This window comes from Methylobacterium sp. FW102-HT35C08 (genome assembly GCF_058790235.1).
The window spans coordinates 4283625-4298663 of sequence record NZ_JBYTCL010000002.1; the positions used below are offsets into that span (position 1 = coordinate 4283625).

At 59.3% G+C, this 15039-nt stretch carries 6 protein-coding genes and 4 pseudogenes; 5 read left to right on the forward strand and 5 right to left on the reverse strand.

All coding sequences use genetic code 11. The annotated features are described in order from the left end of the window. Window positions 1-426: 426 nt before the first annotated feature. Window positions 427-612 (reverse strand): hypothetical protein, encoded by a 186-nt coding sequence (locus AC3WSN_RS20365; protein WP_192710237.1) that lies wholly within the window; start codon window positions 610-612, stop codon window positions 427-429. Window positions 613-1005: 393 nt separating this feature from the next. Here AC3WSN_RS20365 and AC3WSN_RS20370 point away from each other — a divergent pair, with 393 nt between their 5' ends. Next, window positions 1006-2214 carry a tyrosine-type recombinase/integrase gene (locus tag AC3WSN_RS20370; RefSeq protein WP_492540363.1) on the forward strand — a complete coding sequence of 403 codons (1209 nt, stop codon included), beginning with the start codon at window positions 1006-1008 and terminating at the stop codon, window positions 2212-2214. A 499-nt stretch (window positions 2215-2713) separates the two neighbouring features. Here AC3WSN_RS20370 and AC3WSN_RS20375 read toward each other — a convergent pair. Next, window positions 2714-3329 (reverse strand): annotated as a pseudogene (locus AC3WSN_RS20375) (transposase); the annotation flags it as partial. Between the two features lie 340 nt (window positions 3330-3669). Between AC3WSN_RS20375 and AC3WSN_RS20380 the strand changes: the two are divergent. Further along, window positions 3670-5061 carry a hypothetical protein gene (locus tag AC3WSN_RS20380; protein WP_492540365.1) on the forward strand — a complete coding sequence of 464 codons (1392 nt, stop codon included), beginning with the start codon at window positions 3670-3672 and terminating at the stop codon, window positions 5059-5061. A 1477-nt stretch (window positions 5062-6538) separates the two neighbouring features. Here AC3WSN_RS20380 and AC3WSN_RS20385 read toward each other — a convergent pair. Beyond that, window positions 6539-6823 (reverse strand): annotated as a pseudogene (locus AC3WSN_RS20385) (integrase core domain-containing protein); the annotation flags it as partial. Window positions 6824-6920: 97 nt separating this feature from the next. Between AC3WSN_RS20385 and lgt the strand changes: the two are divergent. Both lgt and AC3WSN_RS20395 read left to right on the forward strand, forming a co-directional pair. Further along, window positions 6921-7706, forward strand: a complete 786-nt coding sequence (gene lgt, locus AC3WSN_RS20390) for a prolipoprotein diacylglyceryl transferase (protein ID WP_492540367.1) — start codon at window positions 6921-6923, stop codon at window positions 7704-7706. 252 nt (window positions 7707-7958) lie between these two features. Next, window positions 7959-8716: pseudogene (locus tag AC3WSN_RS20395) on the forward strand (IS5 family transposase). 22 nt (window positions 8717-8738) lie between these two features. Here AC3WSN_RS20395 and AC3WSN_RS20400 read toward each other — a convergent pair. Beyond that, window positions 8739-9824, reverse strand: a pseudogene (locus AC3WSN_RS20400) (IS630 family transposase). A gap of 1029 nt (window positions 9825-10853) precedes the next feature. On the opposite strand from AC3WSN_RS20400, the gene AC3WSN_RS20405 reads away from it, so the two are divergent. Continuing rightward, window positions 10854-13367: an AICE element replication initiation protein gene (locus AC3WSN_RS20405; RefSeq protein ID WP_492540369.1), complete on the forward strand. Its 2514-nt coding sequence runs from the start codon at window positions 10854-10856 to the stop codon at window positions 13365-13367. Between the two features lie 322 nt (window positions 13368-13689). Here the strand turns inward: AC3WSN_RS20405 and AC3WSN_RS20410 are convergent. Beyond that, window positions 13690-14632, reverse strand: a protein-coding gene (locus AC3WSN_RS20410) for an IS630 family transposase (RefSeq protein WP_447715880.1) whose coding sequence is annotated in 2 segments (ribosomal slippage) — window positions 13690-14295 and window positions 14297-14632 — 942 coding nt in all. Because the reading frame shifts where the segments join, the coding sequence is not laid out codon by codon here. Window positions 14633-15039 lie beyond the last annotated feature (407 nt).

Genomic DNA, 15039 nt, shown 5'->3' on the forward strand with positions numbered 1-15039 from the left:
AGCCGCCGAGCTGCTACCTGCGGTGGCGGAAATGCCGATGCATGAAGCGACGTTCCGCGCGATGCATGCGGCGGATCGGGTGCCAACGAATGTCGGTGATGCTGTCCGGGGCGCCGGCAACCGTCGCGGCTGGAGCCGGGCTGAGAGGGGCTGCCGATGCCGGGGCGACAAAGGCGGCGGCACTGAACGCGGCCAGGAGAGCGGCGGTGATCATCGAAGTGCGCAAGGGAGGCTTCCTCTCGTGCCGCCCGTCGGAGCCGGATAACCAGCGGATCGAGGGGGGCAGCAAAACGTCCTCGACCCCTTGAGGAAGGCAGGGCGCTGATTGATGGTTCCGGAGGAGCGATCACGAAAGAGTTTAGCTTCGTGGCAGCCGCCCGAGCGGGACCCTGTCGCCCAGGGTCACGGACCGAGAGAGGGGCTGGATCAGGACGCCAGTGTGAGGTCTGCTCCCGCGAAGCCAAGCCCGGCGAGGAACAGGCTGCCACCCATCACTTCAAGGATGGCACGGTAACGCGGAGACCACAGGGATCCGGCTGCCATGCTGACGCCTGCCACGACACAGAACACGCCCAGCGCCATCATGATGGCCCCCGTATCAATCAGCGACACGGATGCTACGGATGGAGCGCTGAGCGGTTCCAGGGGGCGGACGCTGTCGACAGCTTTATCAGCCTGCCGTTCACGCGTGCCGCTCGCGCATCCAATGTGCGCGGAAGCTGAACTCGAGTGGTCCCGCTGCTAGCCGCAGCGTTGCCCCGGTCGATTCGGTGATGTCTTAAAGTCTAGATAAGTGATGGCGCGCCCGAAAGGATTCGAACCTCTGACCCCCAGATTCGTAGTTTGCAGGCGCACGCCCTCTCCCGTTTTAAAAATAAGGCGCCGCAGATCCTAACCCATTATCTCCGCTTTATTTTTAGGCGCAGACCCAATAACGTAGTGCCGATGTAAAGCTCCGTAGGGCGGCGTTTGAGCCCCCATTTTCCTTATTTGACGGACAGCACTATGCCCCGCCTCAAGCTAACACAACGGGTGATCGAAAAATTGCCGGCACCCGACGCGTCAGGGCGGCAGGTGCTCCACTGGGACACCGAGCTGCGCGGATTCGGCGTGCTGTGCTCCGGAAAGACGAATGCAAAAACCTACGTCGTTCAGCGCGACCTTCCGAACGGGCGCACGCGGCGCGTGACAGTAGCGCCTACCAACGTGGTTCCTATTGATGAGGCGCGCCGCCGCGCTGAGGCTACGCTCGCGGATCTCTATCGCGGCATTGATCCAAAAGCTCCGGCCACGGTAATCCTCACGCTCCGCGCTGTCCTAGAGGAGTACCTCGCCGCCCGCCCACTGCGGCAGACTACGGCTGAGGAGTACCGCCGGAGCGTTGAGCGACATCTGAAGGTCTGGTTGGATAGGCCGCTCAGGGACATCACACCTGAACTGGTGGAGGCACGCCATCGGGCTATTGCCTCGGAGATCCAGGCTGCGGGGCGCCACAATGGTGAGCCCACCGCTAACGGCGTGATGCGATCGTTGCGGTTCCTCTGGAACTACGCAGCCGACCGCGATCCTAACCTGCCGACGAACCCTGTCAGACGCCTCAAACGGCAGTGGTATCAAGAACGTCGTCGAGAGCGGGTGGTACGGACGGAGGAGATGCCGCGTTTCTACCAAGGCGTTCTCAGCCTGCCCAATCCGGTCGCTCGCGACTACCTCTTGTTGCTTCTATTTACGGGGCTGCGGCGGCGCGAAGCTGCATCACTCCGCTGGGAGCACATAGATTTTGCCGAGCGTGTCATCCGGTTGCCTGCCGCCAACACGAAGGCAGGAAGGAAGCTGGATCTCCCGATGACTGACGTTGTCCAGGACCTGCTGACGGCACGACGGGCCGTAGGCAAGGAGGGACCGTTTGTTTTCTCGGCGGACAGCGCGAGCGGGCACATCGAGGAACCCGCCTACCCGCTCGAGCAGATCGCAATTTCGACCGGCATCCGTGTGTCCGCCCACGATCTGAGGCGGACCTTTGTGACCGTGGCCGAAAGCGTGGACATCTCGCCTCTCGGGCTCTCAGCACTCGTGAACCACTCGCTCGGACGCGATGTCACGTCGGGCTACGTTATTATGACGGCGGAAAGGCTCCGGCAGCCTGCACAGCGAGTTACAGATAGGCTTAAGCGGCTATGCGAAGCCCCGCCCAACTCTCAAGATCAAAGGTGAGAGTCAGGAGAGACCACTTCCAAAACCCTCAAGCAACGTAACCGACCATGCAACTAGAAGTTTGGAGCGGACCTCAGCGAAGCGGCACCGAAATAGGATTCGCGGAGCACATGATCACTTCGCGTCTGCCCCTTGAATTATGCTGCTGAACGGGCGATCGTGTCGGTAGCAGCAGGATGTTGCAACTGAACGTTACCGATGCGCACGCGAGCGGCCATTGGATTAACGCGATCAAAACGAAGACTGACACTGCCAAGCTGAATGTTGTCGATCCGCACTTTTGGCCTGCCGACCTCCTCGGCAGCTTGCCCGGCTATTCGGTTAGGTGCATTAGCGATTTGCTCCTTTGCAACGTGTGGCCCCACCTCCCGCAGGGCGCGCCGCGCAATAAGTTTGCGATGGCGATGTAACAAGAGTTCTGCGCGTGATTAACCCACGCCTGTGTGATGGCGAAGACCAGGCGTCCAAGGACCCTGAGAATAGCGCCGAAAGGGGTGTCGCCGAAGAGGCGACCATACAACAGCGCGGTCGCGCACAGCCCGCTCGTGCGCAAGGCGGCCGTAATAGTCGTGGTTTTGTCGTGGCCCAACCGGGCTGCAAGCCGACAGCGCTCGCCGCACGGAGCCCAACCATAGCGGCGCCCCCTGTTGGTGGCAGCCGCCGTCTCATCCATGAACACCACCCGGTCCGGATCGAGCTCAGGCTGTACCTCGATCACGCTTCGGCGGCCTTTACGTCCGCACGCTCCTGCTCAGTTGCGAACGTCGCCCCCTTATCCAGGTGACCGCGTGTCGCTGGAAGAAGCGCGATAGTCAGCTCGTGTTGGTCTGGACGCCCTGCCCAGCCAGTCGGTCGCGCAGCTCGTGCAGGAAAAGATGTGGCTCCTGCTCGGAGGTCGCCAGGATCAGCCCGGCATGCGCCTCGATGCGCTTCAAGGTGTGACCTCCGCCCATCGGCTTGAGCGCGTCGTGACCGCCTCGAGCAGACTGCCCGCACCAGCGGCTGGCGCTCGACACGCTGACCCCAAAGCGAGCCCCGGCGCGATGAGAGGAAGCACCCGCTGACACGGCAGACATGACACCCTTGCGCAGGTCCGCAGACAACGGTGAAGACATGAGCAAACCCCTTCGTCTGTCAACGCGCCACCCGCTGACCCGTCTTAAGCGGCGCGGGACCGGCTCTGATTCACAGCCGCAAGCTGCGACGATGATGCTTATACTTTGACGGGTTGAGACTCGCTCCAGCGTACCGTCCGGTCAAAGATCTCTCCTGCGCGGTTCATCTTAAGCTTGACAATGTTCTGCTAAATACCCTCCAGGCGGAAAGCTTGCGCTCGGTCGATACCACTGCCCGGCCAAGAGCCAAGGCTGCTTAACGCGAGAGAAATCAGAATGGACAACCAGAGGCAAAGTAAGTAATGTAACGAATCGGCTCGCCGACGGTCGCGCAGCTCACATGATCAAGGCAGGTGAAGTAATGGCTTCCTGGACCTCGATGGCGGCAGCCGTTTCCAAGATCGGTACTTCAGCCGCATTTGTGCTGTTCTGTTCATCTCAAATTGCCGCTGCTCAGAGATGCACTGCAGAGGATAGATTGGCGCTATCTAGAGCAGGATTTACCAAAGCAAAAGTAGATGATCTGTGTGGCGAAACCATCCCTGAAAAACCAATAGTTTTATCTTTAGGAGACGATGTATCAAACAGTTTTCTGAAGATATTCACACCGATTACGCAGAAAATAAACGTATCAGACCGCAGCTTAACAGTTACGATACCAGATTTTCGTTACTGTGGAGCTCTAGCTGAAAATGACGCAAGCGTAATCGCGATAGCATATGTGGGCGAGCCATCTGAAACATTTAAGTGGTCGCATTATAAAAGACCATCTCAGGTACTAGAGAAAGCAGATTGCTCTTATACTCTGCCGCAAGTTGCCTCTAGTCTAAAAGAAAAGAAAGATCTAAGTAAATGGATTGGGGCATCTTATGCCGAGGCTTTTTTGTTAAAGGTAAAAGTGTCGTGGATCGACAACAAGTTCGTTTTCAATGTTGTTGAAACTGCATTCCCCCCAGACAGTATAAAATCAAAGGAAGATCGTGATCGGATCGGCGCTGATATAACTGGCAAAGGGAACATAGTCAAAACAGCCAAAATCAATCCTATCCCAATTCATGCTTCATCCACCGCGCCGATTTCCATGATTGTGAAGCCTTACTTCACAAACTCGGGCATGCTGCTTGCCGGCCGGCTAGCTAATGCGACCAATGAGGTCGCCTTTCCCAGCGAAGCTGAATTACGCGATTTTGTTGGAACCCCTGGCAACGAGGTTGCGCATGTCCGAGTACCATTGAATGCGGCAAATAAATTTTTAAGCTTATACCTACCCAGTAATCCAATAAAAATTGAAACATCCGGCCTTCCGGTTCAAGGACTTCAAGCAACAAGTCTATCGGCGCACGCTGAAAGTACAGACGAGCTAAAGCTGAAAGGCACCTTGGTGGACGACAAAGATCGTCGATACCAGGCAGAGTTAGGACTCGGTGCAAGCAACCTCGAAATAAAACAATTTACAACAGGTTACATGCAGCGTCAGTGCCCCGCCATACCAATTGAAGATGCGTTGAGGTGCGCAGCTGAAAATGCAATTTTTCCGCCCATCGGTGTGGCTCTTGGTAATATGATTAGTACCGTATTGAAGGGGCAGGAACTGCGGACCTTTGTTTCTCGTATTGACCTTCCTATAGAAGTCGAAGGCCGTCCTTATAATATAGAGGGGAATGTACAAAGACAATTCAGCAACCAAGAATTGATCGGCATTGATGCGCGGCTTGAGGTTAAAACGAAATGAAGAAAATCCTAGCATTGTCCGCGTTATTATTTTTCGTCCCTATTGGCGGCTGCGATCTCGCAAGTTTTAGCCTAGGTGTCGCTCCTGCGTCTCAATTTGCTGATATTGCTTTGAATCACTGTTGGTGCGAAACTAAAGAACGCTTGGTGTCCCAGTGCGTTAGAAAGAGTGAATGCCCTGCTGAAAGGGGGCAATGCAATCTCCCCTGTTAGTTTCCATAGGAGATCAAAAATGAAAAGGGCGTTTTTATATGCGCGTTTCTTTCTGCTACTGGGTCTTCCTGCCTGTGAAACTAACGGCGTATTTGGACCTTCCGGCGATGGCGTTCGCAGCACTGGAAACTGTTGGTGTGAGGACAGAAGTAGTCCAAGCGGAGGCACGCCCCAATGCAGACCGGAAAGCCAATGTAGAAATAGCGTCAATGGTCGGTGTGGCGGTGGGTGCTAAGGGCGGTATCAATGAACTAAATCCAGCATCGGCTCGGTTGGTCATATACAGCCCGGACTAACAGGCTTTTTTAGATTGGAGGAAGGATCGTTCATATGCCTCATCGGCCCTCATTCGGGTTTTGCGCAATCACATGCGCTGCGGTATCTATCGCCGGTATCGGCCAAGCCATCGCTCAGATGCAAGGTCCAACAAAGAATCTGGAGGTAGATGGGAGCGGAAACACAGCGTCTGCGTCGATTGTAATAAAGAAAATTAGTTGGCGGCTACAATCAGGAACTAATGATCCTCAGTGCGCTCCTCAAGACAACGAAAACTTACTTGATCAATTGCCAGTGCCAATTCCCCAGGACTGGGCTAGATGTAGACGGCTTTGTGGAAAACTCCCCGCTGGGTACATCCTTGATGACTCGAGAGAAGCCGTAGGCATATTTGACTTTGACGGTTATGCTAAGTCTTTCAACACAGAAAAGTTTGCTGATACAGGAACTATTTGTATGCACTTTAAAAACTGGAGCGCTCATCAGGATCTTACAGCCACGATACGCGTGCCGGTGATTGCGAACTGATTAGGTTTGCGATCCGATCGGGCGCAGATTCTTTGCTCTTTCCAGCAGCGCTGGGGCACTGCCGCTTCATTCCGGATGCTAGAGGAGGCCCGCTCTAATAAGTTGTAATGTGTCGAGGCTCACTGTTGGGAGTCGATACATTTTTCTGTCAGCTTTCGACGGGGAGATCGATCGCTTCACCGTTACTATTAGATTTGCTCAAACGTGCCGTGAAGGCGGTGCGTGAGGGCGCCTAGCGTCGTGAGACGATCCACTGCATCGGGATCAGTCCCGCAAGCGTAATTCACTTTCATCAGAGCTTCGAGCGAGGGGCCGGATCGCGGCTTAACCGCATGCCCACGACCGGCGCTCGCAGCATGTGAAAGCTCGCGCGGATCTGCTTCTGTGGCAACAGGAGGGGCTGCCGACGCTCATCCTGTCGGAACTGCGCTCCTGCTGGTCGATCGCCGCGGGCTTCACCCTTAGATGTTCGGTCCCCGCAAGTGGTGTGACGGATCGAACCTGAAGCACTCGGGCTCTTTCGTCCAGGTCTGGCAGATGAACTCGTAGGGCGTGAGACCGCGCAGAATCTTGAGCCGGCGGCCGTAGTTGTAGGCGACCACGAACAGCCGCAGGTGCGGTCGGAGGTCGTCGTGGCTGGCGTAATGGTAGCGCTTGACCGCCGTGTCCTTGATGGTGCGGTTCATCCGCCCGACTTGACCGTTCGCCCACGGGCAGCGCGGCTTGATTAGGCTATGCTCGATCTTGGTCTGCTCACGGGCCCAATCGAGCGCGTGCCAGCGGTAGATGCCCGGCTCGTCGCGCTCTTTCAGAAGTGCAAACAATTTCTTTACTGGGCATATAATGATAGTTTGGAATCCCAGCCCCACCCTGCTCGATTTTGGACCCATCACAATACGTTGGTATGGTTTACTTTTTATGATTTCCGTCATTGTCAGTTGCCAAATTGTAATATGGATGGCAAAGCATGAAGGGAAGAATGGTGGAGACCTCGATAAGCTCTTCGGGTACCTGCTGGTTGGCATCATTGTTGGCGCCAGATCGGCGCATTGTCTGTTTTGGGAATACGATTATTACTATCGGAATCCAATCGAGATACCACAAATATGGCGCGGTGGGCTTGCTAGCCACGGAGGTGTACTTGGAGTATTCGTTGCTATTTGGTTTTTTCAGCACCGCACTAAGGACTACACAATATCTTGGCTGTTTGATAGGTTGATAATACCGGCGTGCCTAATTGGTGCGGCAATTCGCGCAGGTAATTTATTGAATTCCGAGATAATCGGAAAGCGGACCGAATTACCTTGGGGATTTATATTTAAGCAGCATGATATTTTACCGCGCCATCCAGTGCAAATATATGAAGCATTGACCTACCTATCATTGTTTTTCGTTACGTGTTCAATGTACATGCGTCGGGAGAAGTTTGCCCCTGGCTTTACGTTTGGGGTCGGTATGCTTGGCATCTTCATCACGCGCTTCGCATGGGAGTTCTTAAAGGACAATTTTCAACCGTTGCACTCAAGTATTCCGATAAATCTGGGACAAACACTGACTATCCCCTTCATTGTCTTAGGTTTGGCGGTAATTTGGAGCACTTCTACTAAAGATAAATGCCGCCGACCCTGATGCTAACTGCGTTGATCTTGGACCTTTTCATTGGTCAGATAGATTTCGATTTTCTGTAATATTATGTACGATTAGACTTAGCCCACCACACCGGGAGATCAAACACGTAGTGCGCAGAGTTCAGCGCTAAGGCGCGGAAGAACGACGAGCCTGGGTCTGCAAGGCGTGTTCCAACGCCCTAGGTCGCGAACCCATAACGGCTGGCACGGTTGAGGTGCGGCGCTGTTAGCCCTCTGAGCAGGAGGGACTTGGATGGCGCGGTTTGATCTGACGGATGCGGAGTGGGCGGTGATCGGGCCGCTGTTGCCGACGGACGTGCGCGGCAAGGAGCGCGTGGATGACCGGCGGGTGCTCAACGGGATCTTCTGGCGGCTGCGCACGGGTGCACCCTGGGCCGACATCCCGGCGCGCTACGGCCCGCATACGACCTGCGGCAACCGCTTTCGGCGCTGGCGCAAGCGCGGCATCTGGGATCGACTTCTGGACGCCGTGTCAAAGGCTTACGAGGGCGACCTGCAGATGATCGACGCCACCAGCGTGCGGGTGCACCAGCATGCCGCCTGCGCCCAAAAAAAGACGGCCGATCCGGTAGCATGGGTCGCTCGCGCGGCGGCCTGACGAGCAAGATCCACGCGCTGGTGGATGCCGAGGGCCGTCCCGTGGCCCTCAAGATCACGGAAGGCCAAGCGCATGACGGACGCTCAGCGGCCGACATGCTGGGCGGGTTGGGTGCAGGTCAGATCCTGCTGGGTGACCGGGCCTATGACAATGACGCGCTGCGAGCACAGATGGCGGAGCAGGGCGCGTGGGCGAATGTGAAGCCGATGCCCAACCGCAAGCAGGTACTGGCGTTCAGCCCGTTCCTGTACAAGTACCGCAACCTGGTTGAGCGCTTCTTCAGCAAGATCAAGCACTTCCGAGCCGTCGCTACCCGCTACGACAAGGATCCCGACAACTTCCTGGCCAGCGTCAAAATCGCAGCCCTGCGTGTCTGGCTGCGTGCCTTATGAGTCCGCGACCTAGTGCACTGACTCAGACGGATGGTTCAGGGGATCGGCTGACGGCGGCGAGGATGTCGGTGGCGGGTTTGGTCCAGACGAATGGTCTAACGCGTCGGTTGTGCTAGGCGATGTAGCGGTTGATCGCCGCCTTCAGATCGACGACGTCTGTGAAGGAACCGCGTCGCAAGCGGCGTCGGGTCAGCGCGGAGAAGAAGCCCTCGACCGCGTTGAGCCACGACGCCGAGGTCGGGGTGAAGTGGAAGGTGAAGCCGCGGGTAGTGAGCCAGCCAGGCGCGCACCTTCGGATGTTTGTGGGTGGCGACGTTGTCGAGGATGGCGTGGATCGCCTTGCCGGACGGGGCGGCCTCGACGGCGTCGAGGAACCGGACGAACTCACCGTTCCGGTGGCGCTGCATGCAGCGGCCGAGCACGGTACCGGCCCGGACGTCGAGGGCCGCACAGAGCGTCGTGGTGCCGTGACGGGTATAGTCGTGGGTCTGGGCGGCGGGATGGCCGGGGGCGAGCGGACGGTCGGTGCGGGTCTGCTCCAGGGCCGGGATCTGGCTCTTCTTATCGATGGACAGCACCACCGCGTGGGCGGGCGGGTCCATGTAGAGGCCGACGAAGCGGGGATACCATCGAACAGGTTCGATGGGTGCCCGTCCTTGACCTTGACGGCGAAGGCCGGGTCGCGCGAGCGCTTGAACGTGCGCAGTCGATGCGGTTCGAGGCGGTGAGCGTCGCAGATCCGGTGCACGGCGCGCGACCAAGTCCCGACCGCGCGGGCCACGGCCCGGCCGGTCCAGTGCGTGACCTCGCCCGGCGGCTCCGAGCAGGTCAGCGCCAGCACCTCAGCCACCGTCTCGGTCGAATGGGGCGGCGTGCCGGGTGGACGTGTCTTGTCGCGCAACAGACCTTCGACGTCCGCCTCGGCGTAGCGCTGCTGCCAGCGCCACACGGCCGGGCGGCTGACTCGTGCCCGCCGGGCGACGTCCTGGACGCTCAAGCGCTCGGCTAAGAGCAGGACGATGCGGGCGCGCTGGATGTGCTTGAGCGGCCGGGAGCGGCCGCTGGCGATCGCAGCCAACCGTGTCGCGTCGCTCGCATCCAGGAGCACGCATACCGTCTAAGCCATCGCACAGACTCGCACGTCTCGCCATCAGCGTGAATCATCCGTCCGCGCCACTGCACTAGTATGCTTTACAATTACAAACTGACGTACTAAGTTTAACCCGCCGCCAGGAGTGGGTTTTCCTGGCATGCATAGAAAGGGTCCCGGTACCTGGGCTGGCCTTGCCCTCAGGACCGCAAACCGACTCTTCGGGCGCTGACAACGCCGCTAGGCTGCCCCACAGGCCTTGCAAACCGAAGGTTGCTTTGGTGCGAGAGCACTGGGCAGCCTATTACGGTGCCCGGTGCCTCCGACGGAGGCCATATTGGTCAAGTCCCCGCAGAATGACATCGCCGACAATGCGGCGTTGATTTCAATAAATACAAGCTCCTCTCGATCGCGGCGACATCATTTGGATCGCCGTGCATCACATCTCGCGGAACTTGGAGAAGGGAACCTCGACGACCTGCTCTCCACACGTGATGTGGCAGCCTGGCTAGGCGTTTCAGCCCAGTTCCTCGAGATCGGACGCTCTCGGGGCTACGGGCCGATGTTCATCCGCATTGCCCCTGCCCGCATCCGTTATCGCCGGAGCGATGTCCTCACTTGGCTTGAGGAACGTACGTTTGCCTCAACCTCGCGCTACGGGGAGGTGGCCTGAACCATGTCTCGAAATAAACAACTGATCAGAGGCGGCACAGATGGTACACTCAACAATGTATCGCCCGCTAATATCAATACGTCCGATATAGAAATCCGACGTGATACAGCAAAACGTCTGATCTTGCGGCGCGACGATCCTATGAGCATTGCGCGGGCATTCCACTCTACCTGGCCCACTCTCCGGTTTTTCGACGGTAAATTCTGGAATCTAAGTAGAACGGCATCTGAGGCCGAAATCAAAGGCCATGTCTGGAGGTTCCTTGACGCCGCTGACGATGAATTAGAGCGACCATTTCGCCCGCGCGGAAGAAATGTATCCGAGGTGGTCTCCGCTCTTAGTGGCATTTGCCTTAGTCCGGCCCGGGATACACTATGACCACCCTTTTCAGCAAGGCCGACGAGCGGCTTAGGACCAGCGACCGCGAGCCCGAAGCTATGGCACACCTTGCGGCCCAATTCCATGAAGTTTTCGCCGGTAACGAGCGGCATCACGGCACTCATGATCCGATCCGGAAACGGCGCACCGAACGCGGAAAGGTTCTTCCGGAAGGTTACCGCACATTACCTGGATCTGCTACTCCGGCTCTATGGCTCAAGCACTTGGAAGGGACAGTGCCGCTCGGCGTCATCCCTATCCAGGACGACGGCACATGTCGGTGGGGCTGCATCGATGTGGACGAGTACCGCGCCACAAATCACAAACGCCTCGCAGCGGAAATCGAGCGCCTTGGGCTCCCTCTCATCGTGTGCTGCTCCAAGTCGGGCGGGGCGCACCTCCTGGCGTTTTTCAGCGAGCCTGTTCCGGCGCGGGATGCGCGAGCGTTTCTGAGCGACTTGGCTGGACTACTAGGGTTCGCTTCAGCCGAGATCTTCCCCAAGCAGAATAGTCTCGATGACGGCGATCACGGAAGCTGGCTGAATGCGCCGTACTTCCGCGCTGAACTCACGACGAGGTACGCGACTTCGTCTGATCGCGCGCTTGAGCCTAACGAATTTCTCGAGGAGGCACACCGTAGACAACTGTCTCCAGCCGGTTTCGAAGCCTGGAGTGCACGGGAGGATTTGTCGGACTCGCAGGCCGGGACGCCTGAGCAGGGCGGCGCGGAGACCTCCATCTTCGAAGATCACGGCGAAGATGGGGGAGCTTACTCGGCGATCATGCTGCAGCGATACGGGGCTCAGGTGGCAAACGCTCCTGAGGGGCAACGCAATAATGCCCTGAACAGGGCCACCTTCCACCTCGCCTCAATGGTTCCGCGAGGCTGGATTGGGCTTGAGGAAGTGCGCCGAGTGATGCTGTCCGCGGCTGAGGCTTGCGGGCTGATGCACGGCGACGAGCGAAAATCCACTCTCCGCACCATCGCAGGGGCGCTCAAGCGTGGCATGCAGCGCCCCCATGATGATCTGAAGGCGCGCGCGACCAAGGGGCGAGGCTCCCCCGACCTCCTGGCTCCGCTAGCAGGCGAAATCGACGGGTTCCATACCGCCGACATGGTGGCGTTCGTTGACCTGCTCATCGGCACGCGCCGCGAGACCTGGCCTGTAAAATCCAAGGAGTTCAGGCTGTGGCTGACGCGCCGGGCTTACGAGCGTACCAGCAAGCCTCCCAGCGAAGCTGCCCTAGACGCTGCAGTGGCTGCGGTTGAGGCGCAGGCGCTTTTCGGCGCCCCAGTGCGGGATGTATCCCTTCGCGTCGCAGGAGCCGAGGGACGCATCTTCCTCGACCTTTGCAATGACCAATGGGAGGCGGTTGAGGTAACCCCAGAGGGCTGGCGCGTGATCGCCAGCCCGCCCGTTCGGTTCCGCAGGACCAAGGGCATGCTGCCCCTGCCGACCCCAGCGCGGGGAGGACATCTCACTGACTTGCGCGCCTTCGTGAACGTCGAGACTGAGGAGGACTTTGTCCTTGCAGCATCGTGGCTACTGGGCGCCCTGTCCCCGCGTGGCCCATACCCGATCCTCGCCACCTCGGGACCTGAGGGCTCGGCCAAGACATCGTTCTGTAAGGCCCTTAGGGCGCTGATCGATCCCAACCACGTGCCCCTGCGAGCCCCGCCGAGGGACAACCGAAGCCTGTTCGTCGGCGCCAACAATAACCGCGTGCTGGGCTTCGACAATCTGTCTTGGATTCCTGATTGGATGTCGGACACCCTTTGTCGCATCGCAACCGGCGGCGGCCATGCCGAGCGCACCAACTACACTGATGAGGACGAGACCCTCTTCGTAGCCGAGCGCCCCATGATCCTCAACGGCATTCCCGAGGTAGTGACCCGCCCCGATCTTGCCAACCGAACGATCTCGGTCACCCTTGAGCCAATTGAGAACGACAAGCGGCGGCCAGAGCAGGAGCTGTGGCAGGCCTTCGAGGCCGCACGCCCGAGTATCCTGGGCGCCCTGCTCAATGCGGCCGTTCATGGCCTGAGGGAGCTGCCGGAGACGCACCTCACAGAATTGCCCCGCATGGCCGACTTTGCTCACTGGGTGACTGCGTGCGAGGTCGCCTGCGGCTGGGAGCGGGGCACCTTCATGCGCGCCTACATGGAGAACGCGGAGGCAACCGCCGATTTGGTCGCGGAGGGGGACGAAGTCGCCCAAGCAGTCGTCGCGTTCATGCGATACCAGGAGGAGCGATGCGAGCACGGCCGCCGTGTGCGAACATGGGCGGGGACCGCTAAGCAGCTCCTCGCTCTGCTGAACCAAGAGGACGTGGAGCGGAACTCGAAGACTTGGCCGTCGGGTCCCCGAGCGCTTCGGGCGAGGCTCAACCGCGCTGCCCGAACCCTCCGGGACAGGGAGAACATCACCATTCAGAAAAGCCGGCAGGCGCACGACGGGCGCAAGTTCACCATCACGGCAGTGGACATGGAAGATGGAGTGCCATTCTGAGGTGTGGTGCGCCCCGCCACGGTGCAACCGTTGCGCCAGGGCCCGACCGTGGCGGTCTAAGCCCTTGATATTGCTGCAATCGCAACGGTTGCAACGGTCGCAACGGTAGGCCTTCCTTTCAGCGGTAGGAGTTTAACACCCCCTGCGACCGTGGCGGCGCCCCGGTGCAGTCCGGTGCGAGCAACCGTTGCAACCGTGGCAAGCGTTGCAACCGTTGCGCCCTCATCGGAGTGCACCGCCTCCGCCGGTCCTCGCCCTGTCGCGGGACTGACAGCGCGGCGCCGCCGCGCTCGCGACTGCTGACACCTAGAGCGTGTTGTTTTCACACGGAAGCGTAGCCTGAGTTGGTGAGGTAGTTGGCGCATTCGTTGGGCGCGACGAGATCGAGAACGTGCCCGACGCGGCGCCACGTGGCCTCGACGGTCCTGGGTTCGCCGGCTCGGGTGAAATGCTTGAGCTTTGAGAAGAGCTGCTCGATCGGGTTGAGATCGGGGCTGTAGGGCGGCAGGAACAGCAGATGCGCGCCGGCGGCTCGGATGGCAGCCCGGGCGGCTCTGCCTTTGTGGCTTCCAAGATTGTCCAGGATGACGACGTCGCCCGGTTTCAGCTCAGGGACGAGGACGGTCTCGACGTAGCGGCGGAAGATGGCGCCGTTGATCGGCCCGTCGACGACCCAGGGCGCGCTGACCCGGTCATGGCGGAGCGCGGCGATGAAGGTGAGCGTACGCCAGTGGCCGTGTGGGGTCTGCGCGTCCAAGCGCTGGCCGCGCGGTCCCCAGCCGCGCAACGGTGCCAGGTTGGTCTTGACCCAGGTCTCGTCGAGGAAGACCAAGCGGCGCGGATCGACTTTCGCCTGATGCCTTTGCCAGCGTTGGCGCTTACGCGCGACGTCGGCCCGGTCCTGCTCGCTCGCCCGCAGCGTTTTTTTTGAAGCTTAGCTCCTGGGCGCGCACGAACACCCAGACCGCACGCAGGTCCGTCTTCACCCCGCGCTCGGCCAACTCCGCCACCAAGCCCCGCAGGGTGAACGGCCCACCCCGCACCCGCTCGGAAAGCCATGTGCCCGGCTCACCCGACAGCACCGGCTTCTTGTGGCCGCCGATCTGCCCAGGGCTCAGCGTGCCCGTCTCCCGCTTGAGCTTGCGCCACTTCGAGACGCAGGATGGGCTGATCGCCAAAGCCCGAGCGATCATCCGGATCGTCTCGCCGGCCTCAGCGCGGGCCAGAGCCCGCTCGCGTAAATCCTCCGAATAGGGCTGCGTCATCCCACATCGCCCTCCGCTGCAGGGCTGACAGACAACCAGACCACAGCCGGCCCGTGAACCTCGATTCCGTCAAAAAACAACCTGCTCTAGTCGCGGAGTCTCAGGGACCCCAGAGCCAGGAACAGCCTCACCGCCGTTAGCGCCCGCCTGAACGGGGTTACACCGAAATGCCAGTAACTGATGCGCCATGAGCCGCGGAGCTGCGGTCGACACGCCCCGAAAGACGTCCGAACGCTCGCCGCGCAAGACCGCACGCACCATCTCGCAGCTGCGACCCAGGCGTCGGCAGATCCGGCGGATTGGAACGCCTGCTTCGGCGAGCGCCCACAGACAGGCGCTCGGGCCTGCCGGCTTTACCTGCCCGGATAAATTGGTCGCTTCCTTTCTCGCGAGGCTCACGGGCTTTG

Bases quoted from the DNA above. Each gene is read 5' to 3' on its own strand.
- AC3WSN_RS20370 (WP_492540363.1), top strand. From the start codon at position 1,006: ATGCCCCGCCTCAAGCTAACACAACGGGTGATCGAAAAATTGCCGGCA.
- AC3WSN_RS20380 (WP_492540365.1), top strand. From the start codon at position 3,670: ATGATCAAGGCAGGTGAAGTAATGGCTTCCTGGACCTCGATGGCGGCA.
- lgt (WP_492540367.1), top strand. From the start codon at position 6,921: ATGATAGTTTGGAATCCCAGCCCCACCCTGCTCGATTTTGGACCCATC.
- AC3WSN_RS20405 (WP_492540369.1), top strand. From the start codon at position 10,854: ATGACCACCCTTTTCAGCAAGGCCGACGAGCGGCTTAGGACCAGCGAC.